Source organism: Fusicatenibacter faecihominis, assembly GCF_020686945.1.
Classification (GTDB): Bacteria; Bacillota; Clostridia; order Lachnospirales; family Lachnospiraceae; genus Limivivens; species Limivivens faecihominis.
Genome location: NZ_JAJEPR010000053.1, coordinates 1 through 15,797, shown reverse-complemented (window position 1 = coordinate 15,797; position 15,797 = coordinate 1). Strand labels below are relative to the sequence as shown.

The 15,797-nt window shown below is 48.1% G+C and carries 13 protein-coding genes; 11 read left to right on the top strand and 2 right to left on the bottom strand.

What is annotated here, in order from left to right; all coding sequences use genetic code 11:
* The first annotated feature begins 658 nt into the window (after positions 1 to 658).
* The 5 genes from LKD71_RS16735 to LKD71_RS16715 all read left to right on the top strand — a co-directional run bounded on the left by LKD71_RS16735 (position 659) and on the right by LKD71_RS16715 (position 7,178).
* Positions 659 to 1,030, top strand: coding sequence for a hypothetical protein (locus LKD71_RS16735; RefSeq protein WP_227616277.1), 372 nt, complete (start codon positions 659 to 661; stop codon positions 1,028 to 1,030).
* A 1-nt stretch (position 1,031) separates the two neighbouring features.
* Positions 1,032 to 2,762: a helix-turn-helix domain-containing protein gene (locus tag LKD71_RS16730; RefSeq protein WP_227616276.1), complete on the top strand. Its 1,731-nt coding sequence runs from the start codon at positions 1,032 to 1,034 to the stop codon at positions 2,760 to 2,762.
* 30 nt (positions 2,763 to 2,792) lie between these two features.
* Entirely contained in the window at positions 2,793 to 4,583 is a 1,791-nt protein-coding gene (locus LKD71_RS16725; RefSeq protein ID WP_227616275.1) for a M4 family metallopeptidase, read from the top strand.
* A 16-nt stretch (positions 4,584 to 4,599) separates the two neighbouring features.
* Positions 4,600 to 5,985 carry a hypothetical protein gene (locus tag LKD71_RS16720; protein WP_227616274.1) on the top strand — a complete coding sequence of 462 codons (1,386 nt, stop codon included), beginning with the start codon at positions 4,600 to 4,602 and terminating at the stop codon, positions 5,983 to 5,985.
* A 68-nt stretch (positions 5,986 to 6,053) separates the two neighbouring features.
* Positions 6,054 to 7,178, top strand: coding sequence for a hypothetical protein (locus LKD71_RS16715; protein ID WP_227616273.1), 1,125 nt, complete (start codon positions 6,054 to 6,056; stop codon positions 7,176 to 7,178).
* 64 nt (positions 7,179 to 7,242) lie between these two features.
* Here LKD71_RS16715 and LKD71_RS16710 read toward each other — a convergent pair whose 3' ends face one another.
* Complete coding sequence (locus LKD71_RS16710) at positions 7,243 to 8,046, bottom strand: ABC transporter permease (protein ID WP_227616272.1); 804 nt, start codon at positions 8,044 to 8,046, stop codon at positions 7,243 to 7,245.
* Complete coding sequence (locus LKD71_RS16705) at positions 8,039 to 8,806, bottom strand: ABC transporter ATP-binding protein (RefSeq protein ID WP_178046847.1); 768 nt, start codon at positions 8,804 to 8,806, stop codon at positions 8,039 to 8,041. The genes LKD71_RS16710 and LKD71_RS16705 overlap by 8 nt, the downstream gene beginning before the upstream one ends.
* A 119-nt stretch (positions 8,807 to 8,925) precedes the next feature.
* Between LKD71_RS16705 and LKD71_RS16700 the strand changes: the two genes are divergently transcribed.
* The 6 genes from LKD71_RS16700 to LKD71_RS16675 all read left to right on the top strand — a co-directional run bounded on the left by LKD71_RS16700 (position 8,926) and on the right by LKD71_RS16675 (position 15,523).
* A complete protein-coding gene (locus tag LKD71_RS16700) occupies positions 8,926 to 9,588 on the top strand; it encodes an epoxyqueuosine reductase QueH (protein ID WP_227616271.1) in 663 nt (220 codons plus the stop codon).
* Between the two features lie 146 nt (positions 9,589 to 9,734).
* Entirely contained in the window at positions 9,735 to 10,820 is a 1,086-nt protein-coding gene (gene asd, locus LKD71_RS16695; protein WP_178046845.1) for an aspartate-semialdehyde dehydrogenase, read from the top strand.
* Between the two features lie 296 nt (positions 10,821 to 11,116).
* Positions 11,117 to 12,001 (top strand): ABC transporter ATP-binding protein, encoded by an 885-nt coding sequence (locus LKD71_RS16690; RefSeq protein ID WP_227616270.1) that lies wholly within the window; start codon positions 11,117 to 11,119, stop codon positions 11,999 to 12,001.
* The gene (locus LKD71_RS16685; protein ID WP_227616269.1) at positions 11,994 to 12,809 is read left to right on the top strand and encodes a hypothetical protein; all 816 of its coding nucleotides are present in this window, start codon (positions 11,994 to 11,996) and stop codon (positions 12,807 to 12,809) included. Before LKD71_RS16690 ends, LKD71_RS16685 begins: the two co-directional genes overlap by 8 nt.
* Positions 12,810 to 14,858: a DNA topoisomerase gene (locus LKD71_RS16680; RefSeq protein WP_227616268.1), complete on the top strand. Its 2,049-nt coding sequence runs from the start codon at positions 12,810 to 12,812 to the stop codon at positions 14,856 to 14,858.
* Positions 14,858 to 15,523: an LbetaH domain-containing protein gene (locus tag LKD71_RS16675; RefSeq protein ID WP_178045206.1), complete on the top strand. Its 666-nt coding sequence runs from the start codon at positions 14,858 to 14,860 to the stop codon at positions 15,521 to 15,523. The genes LKD71_RS16680 and LKD71_RS16675 overlap by 1 nt, the downstream gene beginning before the upstream one ends.
* Positions 15,524 to 15,797 lie beyond the last annotated feature (274 nt).

Below are 15,797 nucleotides of genomic sequence, written 5' to 3'. Positions count from 1 at the left end.
ATTGCGGGAGCTGCTTTGCAGCGGAGCAATTCGTAGGCATCAGTTGGGGGCAAAAGACCTTTTGACCCCAACATCATTGATTTGTAAAATTCAAAGATAATAGTGGAGAACCATTATAATGAGTAAAATGTTTGCTGAATTGGACGTGGTTTCTTTTCCCGAAGCAGGCGAAGCCCTGCAATACGCAAAAGCGAACGATGTTTCCCTGTTATAGACTGGTCGGCTTACGATGAGATTTTGTTTATCTCAAAGAGCATTGGGACGCTCATTGCGGCTTCTTATGCGAAGAAATATGGGCTGATCGGTGTGAGACAGGTTTTGTATACGCCGCTGGCCGAAACTTTTCAGTTTGCACCGGAGAAGGGGATTTCTTTTATCGGGAAGGCTGAAAAGAAAACTGAATGCAGCTGTAAATTGCCATGTTTGTCATAGACAAATGTGGCAATTTGCTTTATATGGCTGAAAGATAAGGTATAATTCAGATATAAGTTTTTGCAGCAAATAGCTTGTGAAGTGAAAACGATCGGAAGAGAGGATTTTTATGAGTGGAGTGTGGCTGCCTGCTTTTAAGAGTTTAATGAAAAAAGTCTGGATATTTGCTTTCATTTTGGGGGCTGGTGATGCTGCGGTATCAACAGCCTGGAGAAACCACTTTGTTGTGGAAAATTCTGTACGACCGGGCTGTTACCTTTATCAGACTGCGGAGAGCAAAAAGATGCTCCAGCTGCAGTCGGAACTTCCGGTTAAACTGAAAATAATAAAAGACGATGAAGGAAACAGGCAGGTGAAAGAACTTACCTCCTCAGAGGAAATAGAACAGGCAGTCGAGCTGTTTGTCCAGATCAGGGTGGGAGAAGAGACCGATATTTATGTAACGGATAAATATCATTCCATCTCTCTGTTTTTTGATGATGGGGAAAAAGTGGTTTTCAGTCTGAATGGTGACAGTCTGGAATATAGAAAGAATGGAAAAACAGAGCTTTATCAGTTGGAGAACATAGAGCAGTTCTGGAAAGAGGTGATGATATAAAATGACATTTCAGGAATGTTTAAATTCGTACATCAAAGAGCTTGGCTGCAGTGGAAAGGAACTTGCTGCCAACAGCGGGATATCAGAAACTGTGATCAGTCGCTATCGGAAGGGAGAACGTCTTCCTGCCTCAGACAGCGAATATCTGAAAAAACTGGCAGATGGCATTGTGAAAACCGCAATAGAAAAAGGCAGGCCAGACTGGGAGAGCGAAAGTGTTCTTCAAAAGCTGAAAGAAACGCTTGCAGGGGAAGGGGAAGAGATTTTTTATTATCAGAAATTTGACTTGCTGATAAAAGAACTGGAAATCAACGGTTCAAAAATGGCAGCTGCTTTGCATTATGATCCCTCCTATATTTCTAAAATCCGAGCCGGGAAAAGGGTACCGACAAATCAGGCTTTATTTGTAGAGAGTATTTGCAGTTATATAACCAAAAACTGCTGCAGTGAGGAAGAACGGCGGAAAATTGCTTCTTTAACGGGGAATACGCCTGAAAAACTGGAAATCCGGGAAAACTGTTTTCAGGCCATTCAAAACTGGCTGTGTCTTGCAGAGTTTGAAAAAAACGATTATGTTTCCGGTTTTCTGAAAAAAATGGATGAATTTAATCTGGATGATTATATACGAGCCATTCATTTTGACAGTTTCAAAATCCCTAAAGTTCCATTTCAGCTGCCTGTCTCGAAACATTATTACAGATTGGAGGAAATGCGTGAAGGAGAGTTGGATTTTCTGAAACATACAGTTCTGTCCAGGTCTATGGAACCTTTGCATCTGTGCAGCGACATGCCTGTGGAGGATATGGCGGAAGATGTTGTATTTGCCAAGAAATATATGTTGGGACTTGCGCTGGTTTTGAAAAAAGGGCTTGACATACATATTATCCATGATGTGGAACGCCCCATGAAAGATATGATGCTTGGTCTGGAAAACTGGATTCCTCTTTATATGACGGGACAGATTTTTCCTTACTATCTGAAAGGGGTTCAGAATAAAGTCTACTCGCATTTGCATTACAGCTCCGGGCAGGCTGCAATGACTGGTGACTGCATTAGCGGCCATCATGAGAATGGCCATTATTATCTCACCAGCCACAGGGAAGAAGTGGAAATCTGTCGGAAAAATACGGAATATCTTCTGAAAAAAGCAAGTCCTCTTATGGATATTTATCGTGAGGAAAGAAAAGAGCAGTTATATAATTTTATGGAAAAGGACAGCAACGTGAAAGGAGAGAGACGAAGAATCCTGGCGGCGCCTCCATTGTTCGCGATCCCCGGGCAGATGTTAAAAGAAGTGTTGCAGAATAATCATATAGAAAGTGCCGTCTGCAGCCGGATTTTGGAAATGCAGGAAAATGAGAAGAGACGGATGGAAGTGATTTTCTCTCACAGTACTGTAACAGATGAATTATCAGAAATTTCACAGGAAGAATACGAGAAATATCCTGCCGTGCTGCCTCTTGCAGATGGTTTTCTGGAAAAAAATATAATGCTTACGTTCCAGGAATATACAGCATGTATCGCTGCTGCAAGGAGATATTCCGAAGAACAGAAGAATTATGAGTTCCGTCTTACAAAAGTAAAGGGCTTCCACAATATCCAGCTTACGTTTCATGAAGAAAAATGGTGTATGGTATCCAAAAATAAATCGCCGTCCATCCATTTTATCATTCATCATCCGAAACTCCGGTATGCTCTGGAAAATGTGGCGCTTCCGATTCAGGACAGGTGAGAGAGAAGGGATAAAATGCAAAGGGTTGGGATGTCAAAACAGATGCTGTTATTGGGAAGAATGGTTCGTCTGCTTTCGGTTATAATGGGGTTTCTTTTTGTATACAATATGAAGGCAATGCCAGTATATGCAGACGAAACACTTGTGGATGCCTGGAAGAGACAGATGCAGGAAAGTTCCGGGGCTTCGGACAAAGAAAAATACAACCAGGCGCCGCAGCTGAGTGTGGATGATATCTGTGAAATGAATCAGGGAAATGCGGTTTTCCTTTATAACGAACAGGGCTATGTGAGTTTCCTTCAGGGAAAATTCTTTGAAGAGAAAGTTACAGATGCGGAAAAAGGCGTGGAATCACTGATGGGAATTGCAGATCTTCTGGGACTTTCAAAGGGCGCTGAGTTCTTTGCTGTATATGGAGAACAGGATGCATACGGGTATCGATATTTTACATATAAACAGAGATATGGAGATCTTACTCTGGAAAATGCATCGTTAAAGATTGTTCTTGATCCAGAAGGCTATACGGCAGGGCTGGTCAGTTCTTTTACTTCCAATGTGGGAATTGCCCGGGAAGAAGAGTCTGCAGTCACTGCCCGGGAAGCAGAAGAAATAGTCCGGGAGCATAACAAGGGAAATTATATAAAAATATATACGGAATATACAAGACAGACTTCCGTGACGATTCAGGGAGTTGCCTATCATGCATGGGCAGTTTTTACGAGTCTTCCGGCTGGAGAAACAGAGAATGGAGGAAAGGCTTACCTGGAGCATCTGATTGGCTATGAAGGTTCTTATCTCACTTATGTGGCAGTCAGTTCACCGGAGGAACAGGTCATGGGAGATAATGCCCAGATGGAACTGGCCCTGTCTTATTTTGAAGGCCTGACAGCAGAAACCTACACAGGAGAAATAACGCTCCATGACGGAAGAAAGAGAAGGGTTTCCCTGCCGGTTGCAAAGGATGCGGAAGGAATATATTATCTGGCAGATGTAAACCGTCATATTTTCCTGGCAGATTATTATTCCTATGATTTCCAGGGAAAATTTGTTCCGTGGACCTCGCCGGATAATACCGGATGGCCGGAGCATTATCTGGCAGTTTATGAAAGCTATATTAAGGTATACGATTTTTACAGAGACCATGGTCTTACATCTGTGGATGGATTCGGAAGTCCGATTTTAATCCTTACCGATTACTGTGACAGTAGGAAAGTTCCTGTCAATAATGCAGTATACCTGGGAATGTGCGGAGGTTGGGTAGTATTTTCCGCAAGTGCGGCAAATGATTTTGGGGAATGCGTCGATGTGGCTGCCCATGAATTTACACATGGGATTACGGATTATACTGTAGGCGGAAATTTATACCAGAATGCTTATGGAGCTGTAAATGAGGGAATCAGTGATGTATGTGGAAATTTGTGTGAATTACTCCTTGGAGAGACAAATGATGATACCTGGCTTCTGGGAGAAAACAGTGGAAATGCCGTTCGCAGTATGAGCGCTCCATGGCTGTATGGGCAGCCCTCAAAGCTGTATGACCGTTTCTATTATCCGGAAACAGGAAGTCCGGTGCTGGAGAATGATTACGGAGGTGTGCATACAAACAGTTCTCTGGTCGGGTATGTGGGGTATCGGCTCTGTGCAGAAGGAATGACGGAGGAAACTGCGTTTGAACTGTGGATGGGAATGCTTCGTCTGATGACTCCGAAATCGGGCTATCAGGAAGTCCATGAGGCTCTGAAATTTGCTGCCGGAATTCAGGGAATGGATGAGGGCTGGCAGATAAAAATCGATGAAATTTGCAAAAGCTGTGGTTATTAAAAAGGAGGGAGAATCTATGGAAAGAAAAATAGGCAGTGCGATTTTAAAAGGAAGTATGCTTCTTGCAGCGATGTTTTTGATGGAAGGAAGCGTATATCCAGTGCAGGCGGAGGAATACAGCACTTTCGGTACGTTTTCTCCAGATCATTTTCCGGCTGCCGCAAAAGAGGGAGAAACGATAGAGGAAGAGAGCGAAGTACTTTCGCTTGGAGAGAAAATCTCCAGGTTTGGAACCGGAAACGGATTAAGTGGAAGTCCAGGGAAAATTCCTTCCAGGGCGGATGAAAAGGAAACGCAGGGCACAGAGTTTCAGGATCAGGCAGACAGTACAGCTTTTGTACCACAGACATATAAAGTGGCAGATATTTCCGATCCCCTGATCAGAAAAACCGTTGCCAGAGCTTATGTGCCTTCTGATTATACAGTAGACGGCGAGAATATCTGGTGTGGAAAATGGCAGAGTCTTGGAGCTCCTGCACAGGTATATCTTACTGCAATGAGTCCGGACCAGAATACTGTATTAGGCTATTATTCGCTGGTTTGTTATGAAGAAATCCTGGAATATTCACAGAACGGGACTTCTCTGTCAGAGCAGCAGGATGGAGTTTTCGACAGTACGACAATGACTCCCATGCTTCGTTTTATGATGGCAGATACTTACTGTGACTATCTGGCGAAGGCGATCCTTCCGGGACAGCAACTGGAATTTTGCAAACAGGAAGAAATTACGGAAGAAGCACAGAAGCAGATGGATGAAAAAGCGGAGGAACTGTATCAGCAAAGCAGCCAGCTGTTTCAGGGGACGGGTTATAACGTGGATGGAACATACGCTGGTGTGGCGCAGCGGGAATATAATGTGAGTCTGAATGCTTATCCGTTTAAACTGGTGATTACAACAGCGGTTGAGGGAACACAGATGAGTTTTACCGATGAATTTGCATATAATATGGGAACGATGAACAGCTCTTTTATTGCCTGGGATTCTCCTTCCGTATTTTTTATGCTGACTCCGGAAAACGGATATGAGGGGCAGAAAGCTGTTTATGAGCAGTTTGTATTAAATACCAGAGTGAGTGACCAGTTTCTTCAGGCGCTTTTCCGTGTGAGAGACCAGATCACGCAGGCCGTCATTCAACAGAACGGCAGCAGTATGGAACAGCTCAGTGGTGATTTTCAAAGCAGCATGAGTTCTTCTATGGGATCAGAAGATACTTACACGACGGAGGAGAAGTTTTCCGACTATATATTTGATCAGAATGACTATACACTTTCCAATGGCGATCATATAAAAGTTCCGACTTCTTATGAATATGTCTATGAAGGGGATGATGGAAACGTATATGTCAGTGACAGCAGTTTTGACCAGCCGGGAGGCTCGACGCAGTTATATCCGAATGAGTAACAGTGTAAGGAAAACAGGCGCGGGCTGAGGGCAGACAGTAAAGCAGGCTATAAGGAAGGAGACCAGCTATGAAAAGACAAAGAAAAACACGATTCGCAGCGTTTACAGCAGCAATATTGATCAGCAGTACACTTTCTGTTCATGCAGATCTGAAACTGGGAGAACTTGGGAAGGAGCCAAATCAGATTTCATCTGGGTCAGACAGTTTTGCCGGTTCACAGGATGCTGTGGCTCTGGATGATCTGGGAATTTCTATTATCCCTTCGGAGTATGTTTCTATCCGGCAGGAAGATGATTTTGTGTATATTTATACTAAGGAGACAGGATGTATTCCCTATGTGATCGTGGGTTGTTATGACAGTGCAGCAGATGATTTTGCCAGCCAGTTTACACAGTATATGGCACAGCAGTATTCAGACCTTCAGGTGACAGCGCCGGAAACAACGGTCACGCTTGGAGAAAGAGAGTATGCGTTTGTTCAGTATTCCTATACGGTAAGCGGTTACAAGGTCCGGGACAGCAGACTGTTTAAGGCTGCAAATGGAAAAACCTATATGTTTGGAGCCAAAGAGGTTCCGGAGCTTTCTCTTTATACGGGAAGCAGCCTTGAAGAAATTGCAGGAAGCTTCGCATATCTGGCTGGCGGTGACAGTGACTATGCCAAACATGTGGACAGTACCCGTGCGGTTGAATCAGATACGCAGGAAATGATAACAAATCCGGAAGATACCTCTACAACAACATCGATTGTTTTTGCCCAGGAAAAAGCCGGTTATAAAGGAGTCTGGGTGCCTTTTGATGATGGGTTTCAGCTGTATCTTCCGGCTGACTGGAATACATATGAACTGTCAGAAGAAGAGATAAATCAGGGGCTTCTCTATGCCGCAGGTGATACTTCAGGTTCGGACACTGCGCCGGCTGTTTCTGTCGTGTGGGCGAAGAATGACGGGGCAGAAAATATAGAGGAACTTGCATCCGAAATCAGGCAGGCCGGTTATCCGGTAGATGATATTGTTTCAATTAACGGAATTCCCTGTGTTTCTTATCGGGTAGAAGACGGAGACTGCAGTGCGATTATGTTTTTCCATCCGACGGATCAGCAGTATATACTTTGCATCACGGCAACACAGTATACGGCAAATGTGGATATGATCTGCTCCATACTGACGTCACTGAGTCTTACGGCTTCCTGATTCAGGCAGACTGACAGAAATCTTCCGTACCGGCACCAATTCCGCCGGTACGGAAATAACATCCTTAAGCGTGCTGTCTCCTGTGATAAAGTTTCTCCGCCGCCGTAACCCCTCCATAAAGCAACATAGCCATAAGGCAGAGAATCAAAATGGATAGAATCACCAGATCCAGCTGAAAGACCTGACTTCCGTAGATGATGAGGTACCCGAGGCCGTTTCGTGCGCCGATGAACTCTCCGATGACGACACCCACGAGGCAGAGGCCGATATTAACCTTCATGATGCTGATGATCATCGGAACCGTAGAAGGAAGGACGACCTTCGTGAGGGCGTCTTTTTTTGTGCCGTGAAGGGTGTAGATGAGGCGGATCTTCTCGCGGCTGGTCTCCGTAAAGCCGGTGTAGAGATTCAGGATCGTTCCGAAAATGGCCACGGACATTCCGGCGACGATGATGGTGCGGCTGTTGGCACCGAGCCAGACGATGAGAAGCGGGGCCAGGGCAGATTTCGGAAGGCTGTTCAGGATCACGAGATAGGGCTCCAGCACCTGAAAAACGCTGTCAGAGAGCCAAAGCAGAAGGGAGACGGCGAGACCGATGACGACCACGAGGGCGAAGCTTACCAGAGTCTCCGTGAGGGTGATGCCCACATGAAGAAAGAGGCTGCCGTCCCGCCACATGGAGAGAAAAAGTCTGCCAAGTCTTGAGGGGCTGCTGAAAAAGAAGCTGTCGATCCAGCCCCGGTCTGCCGCAGTTTCCCACAAAAGAAAAAAGGCCAGCGCCAGAAGAATCCGGGCGGCCATGATTTTTCTGCGCTGTTTTTCCAGCCTGGAAAGGTAGGCTTCCTGAAGACGGGATTCTTTATTCATGATGGTTCAGCTCCTTCCATAAGAGATTGAAGTAGTCCTTAAATTCCGGGGCATTCCGTGTCCGCATGGGGGTCCGGTCCGGAATGGAAACGGAAATGGGGACGATCCGCCGCACGGTTGCAGGGCGGCTGGAGAGGACGATGACCCGGTCTGCCACACTGATGGCCTCCGAGAGATCATGAGTGACGAGAATGGCCGTTTTATTTTCCTTCTTAATAATGGAAGCGATGTCGTCACAGACCGAAAGCCGGGTCTGATAATCCAGAGCGGAAAAAGGCTCATCCAGCAAAAGAAGTTCCGGGTTCACGGCCAGCGTCCGGATCAGCGCCGCCCTCTGGCGCATGCCGCCGGAGAGTTCCGAGGGCCTGGCATTTGCAAAAGGTTCCAGGCCGTATTCTTTGAGCATCTTTTTTACCTGGGAAAGACTTTCCGGGTCTTTTTTTCTTTGGAGTTCGATACCGAGGGTCACATTTTTATAGATGGAACGCCATTCAAAGAGCTGATCCTTCTGGAGCATATAGCCGAGCTCTTTGTTTTGCTTCGGCATGGGTTTTCCTTTGAAAAGCACCTCACCGGACTCCGCCGGGATCAGCCCTGCGATGATGGAGAGGATGGTCGTTTTTCCACACCCGCTGGGCCCGATGATGGCGAGAAATTCTCCGGGAAAAACCTGAAAGGACAGATTGGAGAGGGCGCTGGTCTCGCCGCCTTTGGTGTGGTAGGCATGGGATATATTTTTTAATTCTAAAAGCGGCTCCATGGATACCTCCGTTTCAGAGATTTACGGGCAGTGTACCCGCATAGTTTATCCTATGAAAAATTCCGGAAAGGGTGTATAATACGCGAAGAGCGCTCTTGCGCCGAAGGAGAATACAAGAAATGAACAATATAAAAAGAAATTATCAGAAGGAGCTGGAGGCGATCTTAAAAAAGCTGCCGCAGGAAAAAGTTCCGACTCTGCTTCTTCACAGCTGCTGCGCGCCCTGCAGCAGTTACTGTCTGGAATATCTTTCGGATTATTTTGAGATCACGATTTTCTATTTTAATCCGAACATTTACCCGGAGGAGGAATACCGGAAACGGGTGGAGGAGCAGAAGCGTCTGGCGAGAGAACTTCCTGCCCGCTATCCGATCCATATAATAGAAGGAATTTACGAGCCGAAGCAGTTTTATGAGGCAGTGAAGGGGCTTGAGAAAATCCCGGAGGGCGGTGAACGGTGCTTTGCCTGCTTTGCGCTGCGTCTCAAGGAAGCGGCCCGGCTGGCAGCGGAGAAGGGCTTTGACTTTTTCACGACGACTCTGACCATCAGCCCGCTGAAAAATGCAGCGAAGATCAACGAGATCGGCCAGCAGTGCGCTGAGGAGAGCGGAGTGGTCTGGCTGCCCACGGATTTTAAGAAGAAAGAGGGATACAAACGCTCCATCGAGCTTTCGGCGGAGTATGGACTTTACCGGCAGGACTACTGCGGCTGCGTTTTTTCCCGGAGAGAGCGGGAGGAGCAGAAGCGGGCGGCCGCGGAAAAAGCGGGGCAGGAAGGTTGACTGAACCCGCGTCAGTGTGGTAAACTGTAAAAGATTAAAGAAAAGCTTGATTTTTTTGAAAAAGTGGTATATTATCACATCCATAATACAAAAACATGTGTACGCAACACAAAGACAAGCGGCACGCGAATGAGGAGATTAGAAAAATGAGTCAGAAATTACGAGTTGGTATCCTTGGCGCTACCGGAATGGTAGGCCAGCGTTTCATTTCCCTTTTGGAAAATCATCCCTGGTTTGAGGTAGTGACGGTGGCAGCAAGCCCCAGAAGTGCCGGAAAAACTTACGAAGAAGCAGTCGGCGGCCGCTGGAAAATGGATACTCCGATGCCGGAAGCAGTGAAGAAACTGGTCGTTATGAATGTAAACGAGGTAGAGAAGGTTGCTTCCACCGTAGATTTTGTATTTTCTGCAGTTGATATGTCCAAAGAGGAGATCAAAGCCATCGAGGAAGCCTATGCAAAGACTGAGACTCCGGTCGTTTCCAACAACAGCGCTCACCGCTGGACACCGGACGTTCCCATGGTAGTGCCGGAGATCAACCCGGAGCACTTCGAGGTCATCGAGCATCAGAAGAAACGTCTGGGAACCACCAGAGGCTTTATCGCAGTAAAACCGAATTGCTCCATTCAGAGCTACGCACCGGTTCTGACTGCATGGAAAGAGTTCGAGCCCTACGAAGTGGTAGCCACCACCTATCAGGCCATTTCCGGAGCAGGAAAGACCTTCAAGGACTGGCCGGAGATGGTCGGAAACATCATTCCCTTCATTTCAGGTGAGGAGGAGAAGAGCGAGAAGGAGCCGCTTCGTCTCTGGGGTAAGATTGAGGATGGTGTAATCGTTCCGGCTGCCAGCCCGGTGATCACCTGCCAGTGCATCCGTGTTCCGGTGCTGAACGGTCATACCGCCGCTGTTTTTGTGAAATTCAGAAAGAAACCGACCAAAGAGGAGCTGATCGACCGTCTGGTGAACTTCAAGGGTCTTCCGCAGGAGCTGAACCTTCCCAGCGCTCCGAAGCAGTTCATCCGCTACATGGAGGAGGACAATCGTCCCCAGGTAGCTCTCGATGTCAACTATGAGAACGGCATGGGCGTTTCCATCGGCCGTCTGAGAGAGGATACCGTTTACGACTGGAAATTCGTCGGTCTGTCTCACAACACGGTCCGCGGTGCAGCAGGCGGAGCCGTACTCTGTGCAGAGACTCTGAAAGCAAAGGGTTACATTCAGGCAAAATAAGAGATTGAGCAATTTGCCTCCGGCAGAAATGCCGGAGGTTTTTCTTTACGGCTTTTTTGGAGGGGTTGTAATTTGTCTAAAAATTCGATACAATGATGCAAGTGTCGAAAACTAAGCCTTCGTTCGTGCTTGCACGGAGATAAGGCTTAGCTTAAGACCAGCTAAACATGAGAAAGCAGCGATTTACGCAGTAAATCAGCGGATTTCGAATGTTTGCAAAATTGCGGGAGCTGCTTTGCGGAGGAGCAATTTGTAAGCATCATAAATGATACCAAAGAGGGGAACGACCATAAAATATGATCCGTTTTAGAAACCTGACAAAAAGTTACGGGACAGGCAGAGGGGTGTTCGATCTGTCCTTTGAGATTACCGACGGGGAGGTGTTCGGTCTTCTGGGACCGGAAAATTCCGGCAAGACAACGATATTTTCTTTGCTCCTGGGTTTTTCCACCCCGGGAAACGGCTGGTGCTCTGTAGATGGAAGAAACTGCCATGACCATGCGAAGGATCTGCCCTGTCAGATCGGTTATCTGCCGGAGCAGCCGGAATTTCCCACAGCCATGACGGGCCTTCAGTATCTGAGGTTCCAGACAGCCGTGCGGGAGAGAAAAAGTATAGAAAAAGGCATCCGTACCGCCCAGAGGCTGGGGCTGAATCTGGAGGAAAAGATTACGAAGCTTTCTCCTATGGATAAGAAAAAGCTGGGCATTGCGGGAGCTCTTGTCCACGACCCCCGGGTAGTGCTTCTGGACGAACCGACGAGGGATCTGGATCAGGCCGCCCGCCACTGCCTGGCGGAGCTGATCCGGGAAGAGAAAGAAAAAGGAAAATCCGTGGTCTGGGCTTCGAGAGAGTTTGAGGAGATGGAGCGCTGCTGCGACCGGATCGGAATGCTGCGAAGAGGCAATCTGGTAAACATTGACGATGTGGCGGCTCTTCGCCGGCAGAAGCGGCAGAGCTATATCCTGACCTTTTCCTCCGAGCAGGAGGCTGTGGGCTTTCTGAAAGAAAATGTGGAGGTCCAGGGCGTCTGCGGCAGTCAGGTGACGGTGGCCGTGACCGGAGAGCTGACTCCTTTCCTTCCTGTCCTTGAAAAGTATCATCTCATGGGCTGGGAGAAGGTTCATCAGCCCATAGAAGTGCTGTTTATTCATTATTACGGAGGTGAGATCCGTGGTTAGTTCGCCTGTATTTCTGGAAAATATAAAAGAGACCTGGAAAAAATGGTGCGGCATCGAGCTGGCCCTCTGCCTGATTCTGGCTCTTCTGATCCTGTCCTGCGTGCCCACCGGCGAAAGCCTCCTTCTGGGACTGGAAGAATATTTCCTGGACCCGGCCTTGAAGCTGGTTTCTCTGAAACTTACGGATCCTTCGGTCTCCGGCACAGTCGCCACTGTTTTCTTCGGTTTCTGGGCGCTTCTGCTCCCGACGGTATACACGCTTCGCCGGGCGGAAGAGCTGGTGGCGGAGGGAATGGAGAGCGGCAGGCTCATCGTCTACATAGCAACCCCTTTAGGACGGGAAAAAGTGATCCGCACGGAAGCGTTTTCTCTTGTTTTCGGTCAGTTTGCGATGCTGGCTGTTTCCATGGGAGCCGGCGTTCTCTTTGCGGAGCTTCTGCGTCCGGGAGAGCTTGAGATTATGGAGTTCCTTTTTCTGGGCCTGGGAGCCTTTGCCATCCAGTTTGTGCTGGGGGCCTTCGGTTTTCTGATTTCCTGCTCCGGAATGGGGAAAAAGCTGCGTGCTCTGTTTCTCTGGGGCCTTACGGGACTGAGCTTTGTGCTCTATCTCCTTGGAAATTTAGGAGGAATCCTGGAGCTCCCGGGAAATCTCGCAGTATTTTCGGTTCTGCGTCCAGAACGGTTTGGCGCAGGAAATGGAGCTCTGGCAGCAGCTTTTCTTCTGCTTTTGGGGCTCGTCTTTTATGGCTTTGCTTTTCTGATTTTTCGGAAAAAAGATCTACAGTTTGGAAGAAAAGGAATTAGTTGAATGGGAAAATCATTATATATTGCGGAGAAACCCAGCGTGGCCCAGGAATTTGCCAAGGCTCTCCGTGTAAACAGCGTCCGTAAAGACGGCTATCTGGAGAGTGAGGATTCCGTGGTGACCTGGTGCGTCGGTCATCTGGTGACCATGAGTTATCCGGAGGTCTACGACGAGAAATACAAGCGCTGGAGTCTCGCGACCCTGCCTTTTATCCCGGAAAAATTCCTCTATGAGGTGATTCCGTCGGTGAAAAAGCAGTTTCAGATCGTCAGCGGCCTTCTGAAAAGGAAGGACGTGGACGCGATCTATGTCTGTACCGATTCCGGGCGGGAGGGAGAATACATCTACCGCCTCGTGGAGCAAATGGCCGGAGTCAAAGGCAAGGTACGGAAAAGAGTCTGGATCGATTCGCAGACGGAGGAGGAGATCCTTCACGGGATTCAGACAGCGAAGGATCTTTCCGAGTACGACAATCTCGCCAGCTCCGCCTATCTGAGGGCCAAGGAAGATTACCTCATGGGAATCAATTTTTCCAGGCTTCTCTCGTTGAAATACGGAAATGCCATCTCAAATTATCTGGGAACGCGTTATACCGTGATCTCCGTGGGCCGGGTTATGACCTGCGTGCTGGGCATGGTGGTCCGTCGGGAATGGGAGATCCGGAATTTCGTGAAAACGCCCTTCTACCGCGTGGTAGCTACACAGAGCCTCGGCGATGGAAAGGAGTTTCCGGGAGAATTTCGGGCAGTTCAGGGCTCTGACTGGTACCAGTCCCCGAAGCTTTACAAGGAAAATGGTTTCAAGGAAGAGAAGGATGCGAAGGAACTGATCCGTATTCTGGAGAAAAATCAGCCCCTGCAGGCAGTTCTGGAGCGCATAGAAAAGAAACGGGAGACAAAAAATCCGCCGCTTCTCTATAACCTCGCGGAGCTTCAGAATGAGTGTTCCAGATATCTGAAAATCAGTCCGGACGAGACGCTGAAAATCGTCCAGGAGCTCTACGAAAAAAAGCTGGTGACTTACCCGAGAACCGATGCCAGAGTCCTTTCCACGGCAGTGTCCAAGGAAATCTATAAAAATATCCGCGGACTTGCGGCTCTTGACTATGCGGGCGGTTTCGTGCAGGAGGTTCTGGCTGGGGAAGCCTATAAAAAGATCGCCTCCACGCGCTATGTCAATGATAAGCAGATCACCGACCACTACGCCATTATTCCCACGGGTCAGGGGCTCTCTGCCCTCCGGTCCGTCGGCGGCCACGGGGCGAAAATTTATGAGATGATTGTGCGGCGGTTCTTAAGTATCTTTTATCCGCCGGCGGTCTATCAGAAGGTCAACCTGGTTTCCATGATCGGAAAGGAGCGTTTTTTCTCCAATTTCCGTATTTTACAGGAGCCGGGATATCTCAAGGTGGCCGGGATGCCGAAGGAAAAAAAGAACACGGAAGGCGACGGTGAAAACCTGGATGCAGATCCGGCCCTTTTGAATGCCCTTTCCGCCCTTAAAAAAGGAAGCATCCTTCCGGTGAAAGGCTTAAGCATCAAGGAAGGCGAGACCTCGCCGCCCAAGCGTTACAATTCCGGTTCCATGATCCTTGCCATGGAAAATGCGGGGTCTCTTATCGAGGATGAGGAGCTCCGTTCCCAGATCAAGGGAAGCGGCATCGGCACCAGCGCGACTCGGGCGGAGATCCTGAAAAAACTGGTAGCGAACAAGTATCTGGCATTAAATAAGAAAACTCAGGTATTGACACCGACCCAGCTCGGTGAGATGATCTTCTGTGTGGTCAACGTATCCATCCGGTCGCTTTTGAACCCGGAGCTTACGGCCAGCTGGGAGAAGGGTCTGACCTATGTGGCGGAGGGAACCATTTCCCAGGAGGAATACATGGTGAAGCTGACGACGTTCATCCGCCGCCATACGGATCAGGTCATGGCAGGAAACTATCAGACGGCCCTCAAGGGCATGTTCGACCAGCTCTCAACCTATTATCAGAAAACAACGAAGCCCGCTCCAAGACGGGCAGCAGCCAAAAAGGAGGAACAGACAGTATGATGGAAACGTGTAAAATCGAAAATCTTTATGATCTGAAGGAAACCATTGCGGCAGAGCTTTTTGAAGGAGCAGAGTATCCCTGGGAGGTTCTGGGAAAAATCAAAGATTTTATCGTGGCTCTCGGAAACACCTTGAGCGAAGAAGAGTACGAAAAAAGAGAAGGCAACGTCTGGATTGCACGGTCAGCCAAAGTAGCGCCTACGGCTTTTATCGGTGAAAACGTCATCATCGGGAAAGACGCCGAAGTACGCCACTGTGCATTTATCCGGGGAAACGCCATCGTAGGAGAGGGCGCTGTCGTGGGAAACTCTACAGAGCTCAAAAACGTGGTGCTTTTCAACAAGGTGCAGGTGCCCCATTATAACTATGTGGGAGATTCCATCCTGGGTTACAAGGCTCATATGGGAGCAGGCTCCATCACTTCCAATGTGAAATCCGATAAAAAACTCGTGGTAGTCAAAGCCGGAGAGGAAAAAATCGAGACAGGCCTTAAGAAATTCGGCGCCATGCTGGGCGACCGCGTGGAAGTAGGCTGCGGTTCCGTCCTGAATCCGGGCACAGTCATCGGCCACGATTCCAATATTTATCCGCTTTCCTCCGTCCGCGGCGTGGTTCCGGCAGGAAGCATCTACAAGAAACAGGGCGAAGTCGTAGAAAAATATTGACTTGAAACATAAGAAACGTTTATAATAAGAGCAGCCGAAGCCATCCGGCTGCTCTTTCTATATAAAAAACAAAACCCCTTCCGGCATATCTGCCAAAACCATTCCACAGCCAGAAAAAATGATTGACAATCGGCAAATTTTATACTACTATAGACACAGGCAAAGAAACGAACATAGGTTCTATAGCGATTCAATAAAATGATGCCAGGGTCAAAAGCTCAAAAAGCCGTTCGTGCTTGCACGATAAGGCTTTTGAACTTGGGACCCGCCAAAC